Source organism: Phenylobacterium sp., assembly GCF_030654915.1.
Taxonomy (GTDB): domain Bacteria; phylum Pseudomonadota; class Alphaproteobacteria; order Caulobacterales; family Caulobacteraceae; genus Phenylobacterium.
The window spans coordinates 26,523-44,892 of record NZ_JAURWM010000388.1; the positions used below are offsets into that span (position 1 = coordinate 26,523).

Sequence of the window (18,370 nt, forward strand, 5' to 3'; positions counted from 1 at the left end):
GCGGGCGCCGTGGTCGTTGAGGCCTACAGCGGCGGCGATCCTGCGCTGGGGGCGGGACCGGCGGCCGCACCTGACGGCGGCGGAGCCGCGGGCGGCGGTGGGGCCGCCGGATCGGGCACCGTCACATAGACCACGGTGTCGCCCTCGTAGCGCGGCTCATAGTACATGCCGCCGCACGAGTAATAGGAGTTGTAGTAGGCCGAGCAGCCGTATGGCAGGGCGTAGTACATTGAGCCGTAGATGGCGGCCGATGTAACCGCCGCCGCCGCACCGAAAGCGATGCCGGCGCCGATCGGATGGTCGTCCCAACCACCCCATCCCCAGTCGTTGTCGCCATCGATATTGATGTCGTTGCCGACATTGATGTCGCCGCTATTGATGTTGTTACGGCCGCCCTCCCCGCGCGCAGGCAGCTGCCCGGCGTCGGCGCGGCGTGTTCCGTCCCCGCGATTGCCCTGGTCTAGCCCGCCACCAGCCCCAGGCCGACCACCGGCGCCCGCATCAGGCCTGGCGCCGGCGCCTTGGCCCGCTGCGGGGCGACTTGCCGCCCCTTGGCCAAGATTGGCGCCCTGCCCCGCAGCGGGCCGAGTGGCGGCGGTCCCCTGTCCAAGATCGCCACGTTGCGCCGCCGAGAAATCTCCCGCCGGGCGGCTTGCAGCGCTGAGGCCAGAACCCTGGCGCGAGCCTTGGCCGCTGAAGCTCGTGCCGCGGTTGCTGGGTCGGGTTCCCATACTGCTACGACTGGCGCCGCCCATGGATCCACGGCTCATCGACGATCCGCGGCTCATGCTCGACATGCCGCCGCCGCGAACCCCGCCGCCGCCGCGCCCGCGGGCATAGCTGTCAAACGCCGCCGTGGTGACGATCAAGACGATCGTAGCAGCGAGAACGCCGCGATACTGGCCTGCCTGTGTCATGTCGCGTCCTCCTTAGCGAGCGGCCGTGAATTTGATCGGCTTGGCATCGCTTCCTGGGGAAAAGGCAAAGTCCTGTTGCGTCAGCCGCGGGTTCTCGACCCAGCTCAGCCGCGCGATATAGGTCGGCGCGCTCTCGTCGGTGCGGTCGATGATAACCAGCTTCTTGGGCAGCGGCCTGTCGCCCTTCGCGATCCAGATCTGCCAGTCCATGCCCTTTTCACGGAACGCGTAGTGATCGGTCGCCACCCCGTCGATGGTGGCGGGTCCGACGACAAACCCCGAGATCAGCTTGGCCTCGCGCGTCTCGCCATTGTTCCAATGGAACAGGTCCTCGAGCGGCAGCGATATGCCGAAGTTGTCGTAGATCTTGTCGAGGGTCGCAATGTTGGTGGGGGGCGCATCGACGGTCGCATAGTACTTCAGCTCCGGCGCGTAGACCGTGAAGTGCTTGCCGTCATAGACGAAGGTTCTGTTCTTGATGTCGCTCTTCATGTTGATGACGAAGCCGTTCGGTCGCCGCACCTTGTAGGTGGTGACGCCGTCGAGCTGCAGGCGTTGACCATCAACGGTCACGACCTCCAGTGACGTGTTGGCGGTGAGCCCGAAGGTCTTCAGGGTGTCGAGATAGGCGCCCATCCGCCTGAGCGCTTTCAGTGCGTCCTCTTCGACTTCCGTCGCGTGGGGCGGCAACGGCCCCTGGGCCGCCGGCGAGGGTTTCTGCTGCGCGAAAGCTGCGTCGGCCTGGAAGACCAGAAGCCCGACGGAACTCACAACGGCGGCAAGCGCCTGCGTGTTCTTCACGTTCTGAACTCCGTGCGTTACGGCGATTTCGTCAAATGCTGAAAAGTATTGATTGAAAGATGGGCGCCATTCGCCGCCGCTGACTATTGGTGGAAACCCTTAGGTTCGACCCCAATGCCGGCCCAAGACCTTCAGGAGCGGACACCCCGGAACACCCTTTCCGCCCCCGAGAAAGCAGCGTCAAAAGACCAGCGAGAAATCGGTGAGGAAGGTGAAGCCGTCACCACCAACCGGCACGGGATAGGCGCTGTAGCCGACGGGGGAGCGATTGACGTAGAGGCCCATGGCGTTGATCCGGAACTCCTTGCGGACGAATGGAAACCAGTTGACGCCGACGGCGACGTCGTAGGGGTCGCCGTACTCGCCGAAGATCTTGGACCCCGACACATAGAGCTGCAGTTGCTTGGGGATCAGCATCGCCGAGGCCTGGAGCTGGAAGCCGCTGTCGAAGAGGCTGCCGACAGGAACCTCACCGATGACGCTGAAATCGTCCAACCAGCGAGCGTAGTATTCGAATTCAAGCGAGTAACCGCGATACTTAACCCCAGCATTGAGATCCAGCATCTGGTAGCGCGCCTCGGTGATCCGTCCTGGTGTGTTGAACGCGTCGTTCCTGAACAGCAAAGTGCCGTCAGATAGCCGGAGCTGAGTATTCTCGATGCTCTCGGTGCCGGGCTGTGACTGCGGGGTCTCGGTGCTGCTGGTGTAGTGGATGCCAAACAGCGTCGCGACTTCCTGATGCTCCTCGAAGTCTCCAAAGCCGGCCAGCGGGCCGAACTCGCCCGTCGTCGGCATCCAGGCGAGCGCGCCTGAGACCGTATTGAGCTTGGCGTCGAGTTGGCCGGCGTTGACGCCCAGCGCGCTGAGGTTGTTGGCGAGCATCACACGGTACTCAAGGCCCTCGGCGATCTTGCCATCGGCCCAGATGCCCTGGGTGTACGACCCGCGGAAGAACTCGTCGGCGATGGGTCGGTTGTCGTTGCGCAGCCAGTACGGGAAGGTCCGATTGGTTGAACGCGTCGAGGGCACCGATTGCACCCCAGCGTAGACCTTAAGGGCGCTGTTGAACTGATAAGAGAGATTGCCCGCCCCCACGACCTGGGCGCTCTGGCCCTGGTTTGAGTTCGAGGTCCAGAAGTAGGCGTTGTAACCGAACCGCGGGTCGAACAGCCAACCCTTCATGGTGATCTGCACCTTGGAGAGCTGAATATCCTGCCGAGGTTGGACGGGGATGGTCCGTCCAAAGTGGTCGGTATAGCTGTCCTCAAGATCGGTCTGGTTCAGGTAGCGGGCGTAGCTGACCAAGGCGAAGGACGCTTCGCCCAAATCGCTCCTGACCAGCACAAACCCCTTGCCGGGTTCATACCTTCCCCAGGTCAGATCGGTCTCGGCCTGCTGGGTTGAGGCTGGTTGAACATCTCCAGCGGGCGCGGCCGCGATCGAAGTCGGAGCCGGGGAAGGAGCCGCAACAGAAGCCGCCGGTGGCGCGGCGGCGCCATGTAGCTCCACCTCCAGGGCCCTAATGCGGGCGTCCATGTCGCCCATCTGCCGCGCCATGTCCTGGCGGGAGGCCTTGATCTCGTTGAGCTGCTGTTCCACGCGCTGGCGCTGCGCGGCGTCGATTGAAGACCCGGTCTGGGCATGCGCCATCCCCGACCAGAGCGCGCCGACTGCGGCGGCGCAAAGCCAGAGTCCTAGCCGACCCGACGCATTCGTGCCGGGAAGCTCGCCGGCCACATGCTCTGAATGACGACTCATCCCCGGAAACGCTCCCGCCGCCTTGGTGAAGGTTGCGGGATAGTGGCTTGTCAAAAATGCTGGTGTCGATTGAGTTTGATCGAGATTGAGTAGTCTCTTAGATCAATGTAGGTACTTCACCTGAGACGAAGGCGCGAATTCGGCCCGACAACCCGGCGTATCGCAGGGAATTCCAGATGGACTCGGAATCACCGTCGGTGAAAATCCGCCTTCACATCAGTAATTCCCCCTATTGGTAGCTTGACCAATAAGGCTCAGCCTCCGCGATGTTTGGTGTCCTCGAGGACCCATCATCAGGAGAGATGTGCATGCGTCTTCGTACCTGGCCGCCACACCCTATTTCGCGCCGCACGACAGCGGCCCTAGCCAGCGCAGTGTCTGTCGCGGCGCTCTTGTCCGGTGGACAGGCTCTGGCGCAAGCGGCCCCGCCTCTTTCCGCTGCAGAAGCCGCGCAACTACAATCAGAATTGAAAGCCATGCGCGCCGACGCGGAGCGAGCGCGCGCCGAGGCCGTTGAGCGCGAACGAAAAGTCGCCGACCTGCAGAACCGGCTCAACGCCGCGACTGGCGCCCCCCCTGTGGCCGCCCCGCCTTCTTCCCTGGCGGGAGCGTCATCCTCGGGCGGCGAAGGTGGCGGGTCGTTCGAGATCTACGGTTTCGCCCAGGTCGACTACATCCAGGACTTCAAGCGGGTCGATCCGGCCTGGGACGCCACGCTGCGTCCCTCGAAGATCCCGACTGTCGACGGCATCTTTGGCGACGACGGCCAAGGCATCATCAGCGTCCGGCAATCGCGCTTTGGCGTTCGCGCCACGCAGCCAGTCGGCGGCCGCGACCTGTTCGTTCGCTTCGAGTTCGACCTGTTTGGCGTGGGCGGCGACGCCGGCCAGACCACGTTCCGCCTGCGCCACGCCTATGGCGAGTGGGGCCCGATCCTGGCAGGCCAGACCAACAGCCTCTTCATGGATGGCGACACCTTCCCCAACACCATCGACTACTGGGGTCCAAACGGGATGGTGTTCCTGCGCAATCCGCAGATCCGCTACACTTACAAGACGGGCGCGAACCAGTTCGCGATCGCTATCGAGCAGCCCAGCAACGATATCGATCCGGGCAATATCCGCCTGCTCGACTCCGACATCGCCGCCAGCCTCCAAGGCGACGAGGAGTTGCCGGATCTGACCGCACAATGGCGCTATACTGGCGACTGGGGTCACGTCCAGGCCGCCGGCATTCTTCGCCGCGTCGGGTTTGAAACCGCCGGAACGCCCAACAACGAACCGTCGGACAGCAAGGTCGGCTGGGGGATCAACCTGACCTCGAACATCAAGGTTTCCAAGAAGGACGTGATCCATCTGGGCGCCGTCTACGGCGAGGGCATCGCCAGCTACATGAACGACGGCGGCACCGATCTGGCGCCTGAGGCCGATCCAGCGGTCGCGCCGCCCATCGTCGGCCTTCCGCCCCCCGGCCTGCGCGGCGACGTCGTGCCGCTGCTGGGCCTGATGGCCTATTACGACCACTACTGGAACGACCAGTTCAGCTCGTCGATCGGCTATAGCCGCGTCCAGGTCGACAACACCAACTTCCAAGAACCGACCGCCTTCAAGACCGCTCAGTACGCCTCGGTGAACCTCCTCTACACGCCGTCCGACAAGATCCTGATGGGCGGCGAGTTCCTGTGGGGTAGCCGCGAAGACAAGGACGGGGCGGAGGGCGAAGATTACCGCGTGCAGTTCTCGTTCAAATACAACTTCTCAAGCAACGACTTCCGCTAAGCGGCGATCGAAAGGTGACACCTATGCCTGAAATTCGGAGTTCCCGCCGAGACTTGGCCAAGGGTTTGGCCTTCCTCGGCCTTGCCGCTTCAGCGCCGGCGGCGATGGCGCAAGGCGCCGCTGCATCGGGCGCGGTCGACGCCGCCGTCCGTGCGGCGCACGCCAAATACAGAGGCCTCAACGAAGGCAAGAACGCCGACTACATTCCGGCGCTCGCCAAGGTCCCCTCGACCTACTTCGGCATCGCCCTCACCACGCCCCAGGGCCAAACGGCGTCCGTCGGCGATATCGAGCCGAAATTCTCGATCCAGTCGATCTCCAAGGTGTTCACCATGGCTTTGGTGATGCAGCAGTCCGGCGACAAACTGATCGAGGACTCGGTCGGCGTCGACGCCACCGGCCAGGTGTTCAACTCCATCAACGCCGTCGAACAGTACCGTGGCAAGGAGATGAACCCCTTCGTCAATCCAGGCGCCATCGCGACGGTTGGCAACGTCACCGGCGCGAGCGCCGACGAGGTCTGGAGCAAGATCCTGGGCATCCACAGCGACTTCGCAGGACGCCAGCTCGACATCGACCAGGAGGTCTACAAGTCGGAGTCCGACACCAATCAGCGCAACCGCGCGATCAGCATGCTGATGTCGGCCTATGAACGCTTCAAAGGCGACCCGGCCCAGGCCGTGGACCTCTACACCCGAGCATGCTCGATCGCCGTGAGCGCCAAGGATCTCGGTGTCATGGCCGCAACCCTGGCCAACGGCGGCAAGAACCCGATCACCCGCAAGCAGGTGGTCGACAACCGCCACGTCGCGGGAATCCTGGCGGTGATGGCGACGGCGGGCATGTACGACGACAGCGGCAAGTGGCTGTTCCGTACCGGTCTGCCCGCCAAGAGCGGCGTCGGTGGCGGCCTCATCGCCGTCTCACCCGGCAAGTTCGGGATCGGCACCTTCTCGCCGCCCCTGGACGCCGCCGGCAACAGCGTGCGCGGTCAACGGGCGATCACTGAGATATCCAACACGCTGGGCGGAAATCCATATTCTGTCCGCCCGGTCTAGGCGGACCCATGACGCGGCGAGGGAAAACGATCGTGGCCTACCTAGCCCCCACCCTCGCCGCCGCCGCCGCGATCAGCCTGATGGCCGGGTCGGCCGCACAGGCTCAGTCCTGCGCTACGAAGGGCGACTTCAACGACTCCCACCTGCACATGACGAACTATGTCCAGGAGGGCGTCACGCCGGCCAAGTTGCTGGAGATCATGGGCGACCGGGTGCCGCGTGCGACACTGTTCGGCATCCCGCTGCAGCAGGAGTGGTCCCACACCCTGACCGGCGATTTCGCTCCGACCTACTATCTGGAGAGCGACGCCCCGCTCTACTACTACTCGTTCACCGACGCGGTGATCGCCGAGGCCTTCCTGGCGCTGCCGCCAGCCAAACGGGCGCGGTTCGATCCGATGATCACCGGCTTCAATCCCGCCGACATGTACGCCGCCGATCATGTGCGGCGGGTGCTCACCACCTATCCCGGCGTCTTTGAAGGCATCGGCGAGTTCTCGATCCACAAGGAATTCGTATCCTCGAAAACCGCGGGCGGACCCGCCAGCCTGATGGATCCGGCGCTGGACCGGCTGCTGGAATTCGCCGGCGAAGTCGGCCTAGTGGTGATCCTGCACAACGACATCGTCATGCCCTTCACCAAGAAAGACAAAGAGCGCGGCTATTTCGAGCAGGCCAAGGCTGTCCTGGCCCGCCATCCCAATACGACGATCATCTGGGCGCACACTGGGCTCGGACGCATAGTCCAGCCGCCCAGCCAGCACCTTCAGTTCCTGGAGGAAATCCTGTCCGACCCGAAGCTCAAGCACGTAAATTTCGACATCTCCTGGGACGAGGTGGCCAAGTACATCGTGCGCAATGACCAGACCATCGCGGCGACCGCCGATCTTCTCAATCGGCATCCCACTCGGTTTCTACTCGGCACGGACTGGGTAGGCCCCACCGATCCCGTGAAGTATTTTTCGCTGTACGACACCTATAAGCCGCTCTGGGCGAAGCTGACCCCGGAAGCCAGCGCCAATGTGAGACTCTGCAACCATGAGCGCCTGTTCGATCAGGCGCGCACGAGAGTTCGGGCCTGGGAAAAAACCAATGTCGCCGCGGCGAAGTAGCCTCACGCCGCCTTCATCTTCCGCCTCTGATCAATGAGGCCTGAACCTAGGTAATCGACCTGATAGCTCAGCTACGCTTCGGCTGGGACCGTGGTCGCAAGCTCGAAGATCCCGAGCCATGAAGCTTCCGATCTTGTTGTTCATTGGCGGCTTCGCCGCGCTGCAGGCGTCCGCCGCCTGGTCGCAATCGCCCCGCTTCCTTAGTTGCGACATTCCCTCGCCGATAGGCATTGAGGGATCGGCGAGCGATGCCCGCATCGGGCCGCGGATCTTCCGTATCACACCAGGAAGCTTCAGCGAGTGGAACTCGCGCGACCACGAGTTCGGGCCGAGCCTCTGCGAAGCCTTCACCTGCATCGCGGACGCCAAGCGCGTCGAGGGGACGATCTCGTCAGCTAGCATGACCTACAACATCGGCGTGGATCGGGCGACCGGCGGCGGCTCCTGGCGCGCGAAAGGCGCGTCCAACCTGCCGCGGATAGAGGGAAGCTGCAGCCTCATCGCCGATCCCAGCCCACCGCATCCCAAATAACATCAGCGGAAAAGCGCCGAGTCGTAGTCGCTAGGCAGCACTCCCTAGCGCTCGCTCAACGCCACCACCAACGTCATATCTGATTAGAGGCGGCGCCACTTCGCAGGACACCCAACGCTATCGGGAGCCGTGAAGCGTCGGATCAGGCGACAGCCGTTAGCCTTGACGGCCGCGCTGGTATCAGGCGAACGCGCGTCGCAGACGGTCCAACTGTTCTGGCGGCGGCGCCCAATCGCCCATCGCAGCTTCCGACGCTTCGCCCCCATGGGCGTCAATCAACCAAGAGTGGACGCCCCAATCACTCAAAAGTTTGCTGGCCAGTTCAGCGCCGCCCCGTCGCCCGGTGGGGGTTCCGGCGACAATCGCCAGCGTCGGCTTTGTCTGAGCTGCAAGCGCTAGCGCCATGCCAGCTGTCGAAACCGGACCTAGAGAATTCATGCCCTCAAACGAGAGCCGAGTCAGGATTTCAGAAGAATAATTCTGATCATCACAAATAACGAGAACAGTCTCCAAGACAGCCCCCTTCTTCACTGCTTCTATATTATTGATACCTCACATCATATCGTGAGCACCAAGCTAGCGCCACCGCTGAAGCCTGACAATTGCGTGAGGATTTGACGAAGGCACCACGGCCTAGTGCTACGCCGCGACAGCGAGGCCGGCATCACGGTCCGGGAACACATGGACGAAATGTGGCGGCAAGCGCCCGATCTAACGGTAGCGCACGGCCTGGCGTCGAGCCATTCCACAGCCGCGATGCTGGCGGCCGTGATCTGGGCTAACGGTCAGAGCCGTGCTGCGACTCGCACCGAACTGCGCGCGAGCCAGTTCCGCGCGATCTGCCGGCGCATCGACAAGCAGATCGCCGATCCAGGCCTCGGCCCAACCCCTCTAGCCCGCGACTTCTATGTGACGCGCCCCACACTCTACCGGATGTTCGAACCTCATGGCGGGATTGGGAAATACATCCTGGGCCGCCGGCTGACCGGCGTCTTCCGCGACCTTTCCGACCCGTCCCTGGCGCACAGGAAGGTGGCCGAGATCCTGCGCCAGCGGGGCTTCACCAACCACACGGCCGCCGGGCGTGCATTCCGCCGCGCCTACGGCATGACCCCGTCGGAATGCCGGTCCCAGGCGCGCGAGATGCGGCGCGCCGGCGGCGTCGCCGGCGCAAAGGCCTTCGACGTCCCGCTCGAAATGCCCACGAACATCACAGCGTTCCAACGCCATGCCGCGCAAGGCGACGGGGGCGTCGAGATAAATTGCGCAATGATTGAGAACTTTGCCGGTCACTCGGGCGGTTCAATCGCCAGGCGCCGATGTGCCGACCCTGAGTGCGCACGCAGCAGTGTAACGTAGCGGTCCTTGCCCTGCTCAACGCGGATCAGCGTGCGGACGCTGTGATGTCGCCGGGAACCTGGCCTGCCCGCCGACTTGAGAACGGTTGCCAGCGCGGCCAGCAAAGCTTATTGCGACGCATTCTTAATTTTTACGTGGCCGCTCATGCGCACTCCATCTCTTCGCCTGCTGGCGACTGTGTCTTGCGCCGTGTTGGCTCACGCTGCTCCGGCCTGGGCTCAACAAGCGCTGGATGAACCGACGACGGTGGCCGACATCGTGGTGACCGGTTCGCAGGTCGCCCTGCCGCCGGCCTATGCGGGCGGCCAGGTGGCGACGGGCGGCCGAGTCGGCCTGTTTGGCGCGCTGGACACGATGGACACCCCGTTCTCCTCGACCAGCTTCACCGAGGAACTGGTGCGCAACCAGCAGGCCCGCAGCGTCGCCGACGTCCTGCAGAACGACCCAGGCGTGCGCGTCTCCAAGGGCTTCGGTAATTTCCAGGAACTGTACGTCATCCGCGGCTTCCCGGTCTATTCGGACGACATGACCTACAACGGACTCTACGGCGTTCTGCCGCGCCAGTTCGTGGCGGCCGAACTGCTGGAGCGGGTCGAGGTCTTCCGGGGCGCGACGGCCTTTCTGAACGGCGCCGCGCCCGGCGGCAGCGGCGTGGGCGGGGCCGTCAACCTGGCGCCCAAGCGCGCGCGCAGCGAACCCCTCACGCGCCTGACCGCAGGATGGGAGGGCCGCGATGAGATCTACGCCGCGGCCGACGTTTCGCGCCGGTTTGGCGCGGGCGACGCCTGGGGACTGCGCCTGAACATCGCCGTCCGCGACGGCGAAAGCTCGGTCGAGGACGAGAACCGTGAAATGAGGGTGCTGGGCCTTGGCCTGGACCGGCGCGGCGAGCGCGCCCGCTTCTCGGCCGATCTGGGATGGCAGGACCACCGGATCGAGGCCCCCCGTCCGCAGGTGACCCCAGCAGGCGCCATACCCGCGCCGCCATCGGCCGACAGCAATTTCGCCCAGCCCTGGACCTACACCGACGAGACGCAGCTGTTCGGCGCCGTTCGCGGCGAATTCGACATCACCGACGCCGTGAGCATCTGGGGCGCCATGGGCGGCCGCGACGGCAAGGAACGCAACAGCCTGGCCAACCCCACGGCCCAGGCCGACGGAACCCTCAGCGCCAATCGGTTCGACAACGGACGGCGCGACCGGGTGTTCTCGGCCGATGTCGGGGTACGCGCCGACTTCGACACCGGTCGTGTGGGGCACCGCCTGGTGGCGTCCGCCGCCCAGGTCCAGTCGCGGGAGAGTAACTCCTACGCCTTCTCCGACTTCGCGGGCTTCGCCAGCGATCTATACAACCCAGTCGTGGTCTCGAGGCCGCCGGCCACGGCCCTGACCGCCGGCTCGCTGAACGACCCGACCGTCGTCGCGCGTGTCAAGACGACCAGCTTCGCCGTGGCGGACATGCTGTCGTTCCTGGAGGGCCGCGTCCTGGTGACGGTCGGAGCCCGCTATCAGGACATCGACACCCGATCCTACGACTACAACACCACGGCCCGCACCGGCGGCTACGCCAGCGACGCCGTCACCCCGGTCTTCGCCGCGGTTTACAAGCCGAGCGACAAGGTCTCGCTGTACGCCAACTATTCCGAGGCCCTGCTGCCGGGAAAGATCGCGCCGGGCACGATCAATAGTCAGCCGGTCGATAACGCGGGCGACGTCCTGAAGCCCTTCCGCGCCGAACAGGTCGAGATCGGCGTCAAATACGACGCGGGTTTGTTCGCCGGCACGTTGAGCGCCTTCCGCACCACCCTGCCCAGCGAGTATTTCGACACCGCGACGGGGATCTACAGCGCGGGCGGCGAGCAGGAGAACCGGGGCGTCGAGTTGACCGCCTTCGGCGAGCCGATCGCGGGCGTGCGTCTGCTGGGCGGCGCGACCTGGCTGGACGCCGAAGTGGTCAAGGCGCTGAACCCTTCGCTCGACGGCAAATCGCCGATCGGCGTCCCGGAATTCCAGGCCAATATGAACCTGGAGTGGGACGTCAGGGCCGTGGCTGGCCTGACATTGGAAGGCCGCGTGGTCTACACCGGCGCCCAACCCGCCAGCGCCGACAACAAGGTGGAGTTGGACTCCTGGACCCGTTTCGACGCGGGCGTCCGTTACGCCTTTGAAGCGGGCGGCCAGCCGACAACCGTGCAGGCGCGGGTCGAAAATATCGCGAACGAGGACCAATGGGTCGCGGTCGGCGGCTATCCAGGTTCGAACTACCTGACGCTCGGCGCGCCGCGCACCTTCCGCGTCTCGATTTCGACGGAGTTCTGACCCGAATGCAGACGCGGACCGTCCGCGCCTGGACCTGGGTCCACAAATGGTCGAGCCTGGTCTCGACCCTCTTCCTGCTGATGCTCTGCATCACCGGCCTGCCGCTGGTGTTCACGCACGAGATCGACGAGGTGCTGCTGCATCAGCAGTGGGAGCCCGCCAATCCGGCTGGACCTAAGCTCAGCCTGGATCAGGTCCTGGAGGTCGCCCTCTCGCGCCATCCCGGCGAGGTCGGGGCCTTCATGAGCTTCGACGAGGATCGCCCGGTGGTGAACGTCACCAGCGTCAATCCGAACGGACCCGCGGACGTCTATAACTTCCAGCCCATCGATCAAACCAGCGGAGAGGCCGCGCCGCTCGTCGCCGGTCACCCGGTGATGGAGTTTCTCCTCCAACTGCACACCGACATGTTCCTTGGCCTGCCAGGAATGTTGTTCCTGGGCGCCATGGGCCTGCTGCTGGTCGCGGCTCTGGTGTCGGGGGTGGTGCTCTACGCCCCCTTCATGAGGCGACTGCCGTTCGGCACGGTGCGCGCCGACAAGGCCGCGCGAACGCGCTGGCTCGACTACCACAATCTGCTTGGCGTGGTGACCTTGGCCTGGGTGCTGATGGTGGGGGTGACGGGCGTGGTCAACACGCTGGCGACGCCTGTCATCGCCTACTGGAAGGACACCGCGCTTAGCGAGCTAACCGCCGCCTATGACGCTCCGGTGGCGGCGGGCGAGCGCGCGCCGCTCGACGCGGCGGTCAAGCGCGCCAAAGCCGCGCTGCCCGGCATGACGTTGCAGTTCGTGGCGTTCCCCGGATCGTCCTACTCGACCGACCACCACTATGCGGTCTTCTTCCATGGCGACACGCCGCTGACGACCCACATGACCACGCCCGCCCTGATCGACGCGCGGACCGGCGAGCTGTCGGCGGTCGCGCCGATGCCTTGGTATGTGAAGACGCTGTCGCTATCCCAGCCCCTGCACTTCGGCGACTATGGCGGGCTGGGACTGAAGATCTTGTGGGCGCTGCTGGACATCGCCACCATTGTGATCCTGGTGTCCGGTCTCTACCTCTGGTTGGCCAAGCGTAAGAAGACATGAGCCGCAAGGATTTAAGCCTTCGGGCCATATTCGCCGCCCCGCTCTTGCTGTTCGTGCTCAGCATGATCGGCTTGGTCGGGGCCTTGCTGGGCGATGGGCTGTGGGACTGGGTCGGTCAGGGGCTCCTGGCCTCGACGATGATCGTCCTGGCCTGGGTTCTGGTCACCCGCCGGCGCCGGTAGCGGCAGCGCCGCGCCCTCCCCGTCCAGCCGCGACAGGACATTGGTGAGCCGGCCGTCACGATAGCTGCGCTCGCCAGCCGCCAAGATCGTCGGCTGGCCCAGGTTATCTCCGACCGGAAGGTCCAGGGCGGCCTGCGCCGCGTGCTTCTAGCCCAGAAGCGGCTGGGTGGCTTTCGGCCCGACGCAGCCTCGCTCAGAAGTTTGTTCCGCTGTACGGAATATTATTTCATCACTTGGAACGACAACCGCGCTTGCTGTAGGATTTGCGAAAGACCCATGGAGTCGACGCAGGTATGGACCGGGCGGTTTCCCGCAGCTTCGCTATCTTGGAGGCGCTGGCCCGATCGCATGGACCTGCGCGGTTGTCCGACCTCTCTGCGGCGACTGATCTCCAGAAGAGCACGGTCCACCGTATTCTCGCGACGCTCTCGGAGCTGGGATACGCTGACCAGGACGACTCCGGACGCTATCGCCCCACCCTTAGGTCCTGGGAGATCGGCATTGGCGTTGTCGCCGACCTCCCAATCTACCGCGTCGCCGCGGGCTTCCTTCAGACGCTTCACCGAACCACCGGAGAAACGGTCAGCCTGACGGTGCTGTCTGGAAGCGACGTCCTCTATCTTGAGAAGCTCACCGCCGCTCGGCCGGTGCGTTTCCTCACCCGGGTCGGAAGTCGCGTGCCGGCGCCGCTCACCGCGGGCGGCAAGGCGATCCTCTCGGTTCGCATCGACGCCCCTCAGATTATCGAAGAGGCCGCAGCCCATCGCGCCCTAGATATCCCCGCCCTGATGACGGAACTCGAAGAGTGCCGTCAGCGGGGATACGCGCTCTCCGGCTACAGCCCCGGCGTCACGAGCATCGGCGCAGCGGTTGCAGCCGGAGGCGCACCCCCGGACGCCGCCTTGTCCGTATCTGCGCCCAGCGAGAGGCTCGCCGGCAAGAAGCGCGAGGCGATCATCGAGGCGCTGCTGGAAACCCGGGCTCGCATGACCGAGGCCCTGGACCGGCCATGAGCCAGCCCGTGTTGGAAACGCCGGTCGGGGAGCGGCTGGCCAGCTATGTCAGCGGCGCTCTGGACGTCTGGCCTTGCGAGGCGCATCGCCAATTGGCCAAGCTCCACATCCTGGACACGCTTGCGGCCATTGTCGCATGCCGCGACTTGGAGCCCGCCGTCTTGGCCCGCGACTACGCCCTGTCGCTCAGCGGCGACGGCGGACCGAATGCAGCCACGATCCTAGGCACTCACGCGCGCGCCAGCATCGTCGATGCGGCGTTCGCCAGCGCCATGACCGGCCACGCCGCAGAGATCAACGACTTCATTCCATCGGCCTTCGTTCAGCCGGGCCCCGCGGTGCTTAGCGCAGCCCTCGGGATCGCCGAGACGCGGGGAGCTTCGGGCGCCGACCTGCTCCGCGCGGTCATGGCCGGCTATGAGCTGGCCGGGCGCATGCCCAAGGCTCTTGGCGTCGAGAACCTCCGCCGCGCGGGCGTCGCAAATCACGGCCTTGGGCCCCTGTTCGGCGCCGCCACAGCCGCCGCGATCCTGCTGCGCCTGCCCACCGACCGGATCGGCGACGTATTCACCTTTTGCGCTCAGCAGGCCTCCGGTTCCTGGCAATGGCTGCTCGACGTCGAACACATCGAAAAGGCGTTCGTCTTCGCCGGCATGGGCGCTCGCGACGGCCTTCATGCCGCGCTGATGGTGGCAGCCGGCTTCAGGGGCGTTCGGGACGCCCTAGACCATCCGGCCGGCTGGATGCGCAGCGCGATGTTCTCCGGCGGCGATGCGAACCGGGCCTACCTCGTCGACGACCTCGGCGAGCGCTCCGAACTGCCGCTCACCGCGTTCAAGCGCTATCCGGTCGGCGGCCCGACGCAGCCGGCGGTCGAGGCGCTCCTGGACCTGTCGACGGAGATCGCGGGCCAAGCGGTTCAAAGCGTACTCATCGAGATGCCGGGCCGCTGGCAGGCGTTCCGCGACGCCGCGATGCCCGCACTCAATCTGCGCTACCTCGCGGCGATCATCCTGATCGACGGGCGACTGGACTTCGTGAGCGCGCAGAGCCTTACGCGCATGGCGCAGGATGAGGCGGTCAAGGATCTAGTGGCGAAGATCGAGATCGCCCACGACCCTGCGCAGGAGGCCGCGCCCGGCTCGCCGAGGACGGAGTCCGCCCGCGTGCGGATCACCTTGGAAGACGGGCGAGAATTCTCGCGGTTTGTCCCCCATGTCCTGGGATTTCCGTCCCATCCGATGGACGCGGCCGATGTGGAATCCAAGGCCTTCAACCTGATGGAAGAGCACCTGGGGGCCGAGCGCGCGCGGGCCGTCATCGACGCGGTCCGAGGGATAGAGACCCTCCCCGACTGCAAACCGCTCATCGAACTCGTCGCACGCTGAACGTCCAGGAGCAGGCCCCGAGATGAGCGCATTTCCTCCCGAACCCATCACTGACGGACCTGTGGTCGAGACCGCGCAGGGCAAGGTGCGCGGGTTGCGCTCAGGATCAGTCTCGGTCTTCAAGGGCATGCGCTACGGCGCCGACACGTCCGGACCAAACCGGTTCCGCCCACCCCAGCCCCCGCCTACCTGGAGCGGCGTCCAGGACGCCCTGGCCTATGGCCCCCAGTCTCCACAGATGCGCGGGCCGCTGGCCGACAAGGGGCCGATGAGCGAGGACTGTCTTCGCGTCAACGTCTGGACGCCAGGAACCGAGCCGGCCCGGCGGCCGGTGATGGTCTGGTTCCACGGCGGCGGGTTCGAGGCGGGATCAGCGTCGCAGAAGGTCTATGACGGTTCGCGGCTGGCGGCTCGCGGCGACGTCGTGGTCGTCAGCCTCAACCACCGTCTCAATGTGTTCGGCCATTGCTTCTTGGGCGATCGCCTGGGCGAAGCCTACGCCGCGGCCGGCAATGTCGGATATCTGGACCTGATCGCGGCGTTGCGCTGGGTGCGTGAGAACATCGCTAGCTTTGGCGGCGACCCTGGCAACGTCACCATCTTCGGACAGTCCGGCGGCGGCCGGAAGGTTAGCCTCTGCTATGCGGGCGAAGACGCCAGCGGCCTGTTCCACCGCGGCGTCGTCCAGAGCGGCTCGCACCTGCGGGTCCAGGCGCCCGAGAAGGCGGCCCAGCTCACCGACGCCCTGCTGAGGACGCTCGACCTGGCGCCCAGCGACGCCGGCAAGCTGCTGGAGGCGCCTGTCGAGGCGCTGAGCGCGGCTCAGTTGAAGGTGATGCGCGAGACGCGGTCGCGGTTCTCGCCCGTGCTGGACGGCATTGCCTTCAAGACCCACCCTTTCCTTCCGGCGTCCCCGGCGATTTCGAACCATCTGCCGATGATGGTCGGCACGACACGCACCGAGCTCTCCAACCAGCTGGGCTATGAACCTGGCGCCTTCGACTTGGATATGGCCGAGCTGCGCCGACGTTTGCCGCGCTATGTGGGCGAGGACGAGGTGGACGCGGCGATCGCCGCGTTCCAGGCGACCAGCCCGGACGCCTCGCCTTCAGAGCTCTACTTCAAGATCGCCTCGGCTCGCGGCTACATCCTGGACCAGACCATCATGGCCGAACAGCGGGTGAAGGCCGGCGCGGCCCCGACCTATTCCTACCAACTGGTCTGGCGCTCTCCTGCCGAGGGCGGGCGGCGCATCAGTCAACACACCCTCGACCTGCCGTTCATGTTCGACAACGTCGCGGCCGCCACGCACCTCACGGGTCCCGAGAGCGAGGAGACCAGCCAGCTCGCGGACGCCATGGCGCAGACCTGGATCAGCTTTGCGCGCACCGGAGATCCCAACAACGCCGCCATTCCAAGCTGGCGAGCATACGACCTGACCGATCGGCCGGTGATGCTGTTCGATATCCCCCCAACACTTGCTGAAGATCCCTACGCCGGCGAGCGGACCTTTATGAGCCGCTACGACAGCCAACAGATGGGTCGCACCCTGCACCGGTAGGGCCGCGCGGTTGATTTGGACATGACGATGCTTAAGCCCTCACTGACGATATTCGCCATTGGATTGGCGTTGAGCGCCGCGCCAGCCTCCGCCCAGGAGGCGAGCGGACCACGCCCTGCGGTTCCGTCGGCCGAAGCCAGGACGGTTGCGGCCTCGCCCCGTCACGCCCTTGCGCAGGCGGCGGGCTTCCGCGCGCTCCACTACTGCACCGGCTTGTTCTCATCAGGGATGAGCGAGGCGCTCGTCGAAGCGACCGCGGGCGGCCGTAGCGCGCGGGCCGCCGCCTTGCCTATGAAGATCGACCGTGAAACGCGCACCGTGTCGGTCCGCTATCTGCCGGACATGGAGCCCCGCATCGCCGCCTGGCGTCCAAACCTCGGCTGCGTCCAGCTCCCGATCAGCGCGAAAATGGAGGCGGTCGGCGCTCTTGCGCCCTGGCCCGCGGACGTCCTAGCCCCAGATCTCGACGCTCGCCCCTGGCCGCTGGGCGATCAGAACGCAGTCGCAAGGCTGCGCAAACCGCAAGCCGCCCGGCTGGAGCAGGTCCTCGACCAAGCGTTCCTCGGTCAAACCGGCCCCTACAAGGGCTCGACCTGGGGCGTGGTGGTCATCAAGGACGGCAAGATCGTCGCCGAGCGCTATGGGCCCGGCTATGGGCCGCACGTCCTGTCCCGCACCAACTCCATGTGCAAGAGCCTCGCCGCCAGCCTAGTGGGGGTTGGCGTGCGCAAGGGCCTGATCGACCTTCAAAAGAAGGCGCCCTTGAGCGAGTGGACGCGGCCGGGAGATCCTCGCGGCGACATCACCGTCAATGACCTCCTGCACATGGCGAGCGGCCTCTACACCGAAGCTGCCGGCGATCCTCAGCAGTCCCTCTACAGATCAGGGGCCGCGGCCGCCGAGGTCTCGGCGCTGAACATGGTCGATGCACGCCCCGGATCGCGGTTCGTCTACGCCGGATCGGACACAATCTTGGCCGTTCGCGCGCTTCGCCAGGCGGTGGGAGATGATCACGCCTTCATCAGCTTCCCTCACCGCGAGCTCATGTGGAAGATCGGCATGACGCGGACGCTCATCGAGACCGATTGGAATGGCGACTTCCTGGCCTCGGGGCAGTGCTGGAGCACGGCGCGCGACTTCGGGCGCTTTGGCCTACTGCATCTGGCGGACGGCAAATGGAACGGCGAACAGATCTTGCCGGCCGGCTGGGCCAAGTATGTCTCAACGCCCGCGCCCGCCCAACCGCCCGCCCGCGCCACGCCAGGTCCTGCCTATGGCGCGCAGTTCTGGATCTATGGGGGGCTGGAGGGACTTGCGCTTGACGCCTACAGCCCGGGCGGCGCGCTTGGTCAGTACGCCATGATCATTCCTTCAAGGAACATCGTGGTGGTCCGCCGGGGCCTCGACCAGGGCGAAGGCTTCAAAATCGCCAAGTTCTCCTCAGACGTCGTCGCAGCTCTGGGGCGCTGAAATGGGGGCGCCGCGCAACCGATCGCCCGCG

The 18,370-nt window shown here is 65.3% G+C and carries 16 protein-coding genes; 12 read left to right on the plus strand and 4 right to left on the minus strand.

All coding sequences use genetic code 11. The annotated features are described in order from the left end of the window. Positions 1 to 23: 23 nt before the first annotated feature. The 3 genes from Q7T84_RS20275 to Q7T84_RS20285 all read right to left on the minus strand — a co-directional run bounded on the left by Q7T84_RS20275 (position 24) and on the right by Q7T84_RS20285 (position 3,476). Positions 24 to 917 (minus strand): hypothetical protein, encoded by an 894-nt coding sequence (locus Q7T84_RS20275; protein WP_304812750.1) that lies wholly within the window; start codon positions 915 to 917, stop codon positions 24 to 26. A 12-nt stretch (positions 918 to 929) separates the two neighbouring features. Next, positions 930 to 1,718 carry a DUF2092 domain-containing protein gene (locus tag Q7T84_RS20280; protein ID WP_304812752.1) on the minus strand — a complete coding sequence of 263 codons (789 nt, stop codon included), beginning with the start codon at positions 1,716 to 1,718 and terminating at the stop codon, positions 930 to 932. Between the two features lie 180 nt (positions 1,719 to 1,898). Then, positions 1,899 to 3,476 carry a hypothetical protein gene (locus Q7T84_RS20285; RefSeq protein WP_304812755.1) on the minus strand — a complete coding sequence of 526 codons (1,578 nt, stop codon included), beginning with the start codon at positions 3,474 to 3,476 and terminating at the stop codon, positions 1,899 to 1,901. A gap of 476 nt (positions 3,477 to 3,952) precedes the next feature. Here Q7T84_RS20285 and Q7T84_RS20290 point away from each other — a divergent pair, with 476 nt between their 5' ends. From Q7T84_RS20290 to Q7T84_RS20305, 4 genes are all read left to right on the plus strand, one after another. Beyond that, the gene (locus Q7T84_RS20290) at positions 3,953 to 5,254 is read left to right on the plus strand and encodes a DcaP family trimeric outer membrane transporter (protein WP_304812757.1); all 1,302 of its coding nucleotides are present in this window, start codon (positions 3,953 to 3,955) and stop codon (positions 5,252 to 5,254) included. A 23-nt stretch (positions 5,255 to 5,277) separates the two neighbouring features. Continuing rightward, entirely contained in the window at positions 5,278 to 6,312 is a 1,035-nt protein-coding gene (gene glsA / locus Q7T84_RS20295) for a glutaminase A (RefSeq protein ID WP_304812759.1), read from the plus strand. 32 nt (positions 6,313 to 6,344) lie between these two features. After that, complete coding sequence (locus Q7T84_RS20300; protein WP_304812761.1) at positions 6,345 to 7,424, plus strand: amidohydrolase family protein; 1,080 nt, start codon at positions 6,345 to 6,347, stop codon at positions 7,422 to 7,424. Positions 7,425 to 7,542: 118 nt separating this feature from the next. Next, the gene (locus Q7T84_RS20305; RefSeq protein ID WP_304812764.1) at positions 7,543 to 7,956 is read left to right on the plus strand and encodes a hypothetical protein; all 414 of its coding nucleotides are present in this window, start codon (positions 7,543 to 7,545) and stop codon (positions 7,954 to 7,956) included. 180 nt (positions 7,957 to 8,136) lie between these two features. Here the strand turns inward: Q7T84_RS20305 and Q7T84_RS20310 are convergent, their stop codons facing one another. Then, positions 8,137 to 8,469, minus strand: a complete 333-nt coding sequence (locus Q7T84_RS20310; protein WP_304812767.1) for a hypothetical protein — start codon at positions 8,467 to 8,469, stop codon at positions 8,137 to 8,139. Positions 8,470 to 8,637: 168 nt separating this feature from the next. Here Q7T84_RS20310 and Q7T84_RS20315 point away from each other — a divergent pair, with 168 nt between their 5' ends. From Q7T84_RS20315 to Q7T84_RS20350, 8 genes are all read left to right on the plus strand, one after another. Next, positions 8,638 to 9,315, plus strand: coding sequence for a helix-turn-helix domain-containing protein (locus Q7T84_RS20315; RefSeq protein ID WP_304812775.1), 678 nt, complete (start codon positions 8,638 to 8,640; stop codon positions 9,313 to 9,315). Positions 9,316 to 9,504: 189 nt separating this feature from the next. Further along, positions 9,505 to 11,634, plus strand: a complete 2,130-nt coding sequence (locus Q7T84_RS20320; RefSeq protein WP_304812778.1) for a TonB-dependent siderophore receptor — start codon at positions 9,505 to 9,507, stop codon at positions 11,632 to 11,634. Continuing rightward, positions 11,544 to 12,725, plus strand: coding sequence for a PepSY domain-containing protein (locus tag Q7T84_RS20325; RefSeq protein ID WP_304812780.1), 1,182 nt, complete (start codon positions 11,544 to 11,546; stop codon positions 12,723 to 12,725). Before Q7T84_RS20320 ends, Q7T84_RS20325 begins: the two co-directional genes overlap by 91 nt. After that, entirely contained in the window at positions 12,722 to 12,907 is a 186-nt protein-coding gene (locus tag Q7T84_RS20330; protein ID WP_304812783.1) for a hypothetical protein, read from the plus strand. Before Q7T84_RS20325 ends, Q7T84_RS20330 begins: the two co-directional genes overlap by 4 nt. 293 nt (positions 12,908 to 13,200) lie before the next feature. Beyond that, positions 13,201 to 13,920, plus strand: coding sequence for an IclR family transcriptional regulator (locus Q7T84_RS20335; RefSeq protein WP_304812786.1), 720 nt, complete (start codon positions 13,201 to 13,203; stop codon positions 13,918 to 13,920). Continuing rightward, on the plus strand, positions 13,917 to 15,308 hold the full coding sequence (locus tag Q7T84_RS20340; RefSeq protein ID WP_304812789.1) for an MmgE/PrpD family protein: 1,392 nt from the start codon (positions 13,917 to 13,919) through the stop codon (positions 15,306 to 15,308). Before Q7T84_RS20335 ends, Q7T84_RS20340 begins: the two co-directional genes overlap by 4 nt. Positions 15,309 to 15,330: 22 nt before the next feature. Continuing rightward, a complete protein-coding gene (locus Q7T84_RS20345; protein WP_304812791.1) occupies positions 15,331 to 16,869 on the plus strand; it encodes a carboxylesterase/lipase family protein in 1,539 nt (512 codons plus the stop codon). Between the two features lie 27 nt (positions 16,870 to 16,896). Next, on the plus strand, positions 16,897 to 18,339 hold the full coding sequence (locus tag Q7T84_RS20350; RefSeq protein ID WP_304812792.1) for a serine hydrolase: 1,443 nt from the start codon (positions 16,897 to 16,899) through the stop codon (positions 18,337 to 18,339). Positions 18,340 to 18,370 lie beyond the last annotated feature (31 nt).

Coding starts and splice junctions, on each gene's coding strand:
- Q7T84_RS20275 (WP_304812750.1), bottom strand. CDS start 917: ATGACACAGGCAGGCCAGTATCGCGGCGTTCTCGCTGCTACGATCGTC.
- Q7T84_RS20285 (WP_304812755.1), bottom strand. CDS start 3,476: ATGAGTCGTCATTCAGAGCATGTGGCCGGCGAGCTTCCCGGCACGAAT.
- Q7T84_RS20290 (WP_304812757.1), top strand. CDS start 3,953: ATGCGCGCCGACGCGGAGCGAGCGCGCGCCGAGGCCGTTGAGCGCGAA.
- glsA (WP_304812759.1), top strand. CDS start 5,278: ATGCCTGAAATTCGGAGTTCCCGCCGAGACTTGGCCAAGGGTTTGGCC.
- Q7T84_RS20305 (WP_304812764.1), top strand. CDS start 7,543: ATGAAGCTTCCGATCTTGTTGTTCATTGGCGGCTTCGCCGCGCTGCAG.
- Q7T84_RS20315 (WP_304812775.1), top strand. CDS start 8,638: ATGGACGAAATGTGGCGGCAAGCGCCCGATCTAACGGTAGCGCACGGC.
- Q7T84_RS20325 (WP_304812780.1), top strand. CDS start 11,544: ATGGGTCGCGGTCGGCGGCTATCCAGGTTCGAACTACCTGACGCTCGG.
- Q7T84_RS20330 (WP_304812783.1), top strand. CDS start 12,722: ATGAGCCGCAAGGATTTAAGCCTTCGGGCCATATTCGCCGCCCCGCTC.
- Q7T84_RS20335 (WP_304812786.1), top strand. CDS start 13,201: ATGGACCGGGCGGTTTCCCGCAGCTTCGCTATCTTGGAGGCGCTGGCC.
- Q7T84_RS20340 (WP_304812789.1), top strand. CDS start 13,917: ATGAGCCAGCCCGTGTTGGAAACGCCGGTCGGGGAGCGGCTGGCCAGC.
- Q7T84_RS20345 (WP_304812791.1), top strand. CDS start 15,331: ATGAGCGCATTTCCTCCCGAACCCATCACTGACGGACCTGTGGTCGAG.
- Q7T84_RS20350 (WP_304812792.1), top strand. CDS start 16,897: ATGCTTAAGCCCTCACTGACGATATTCGCCATTGGATTGGCGTTGAGC.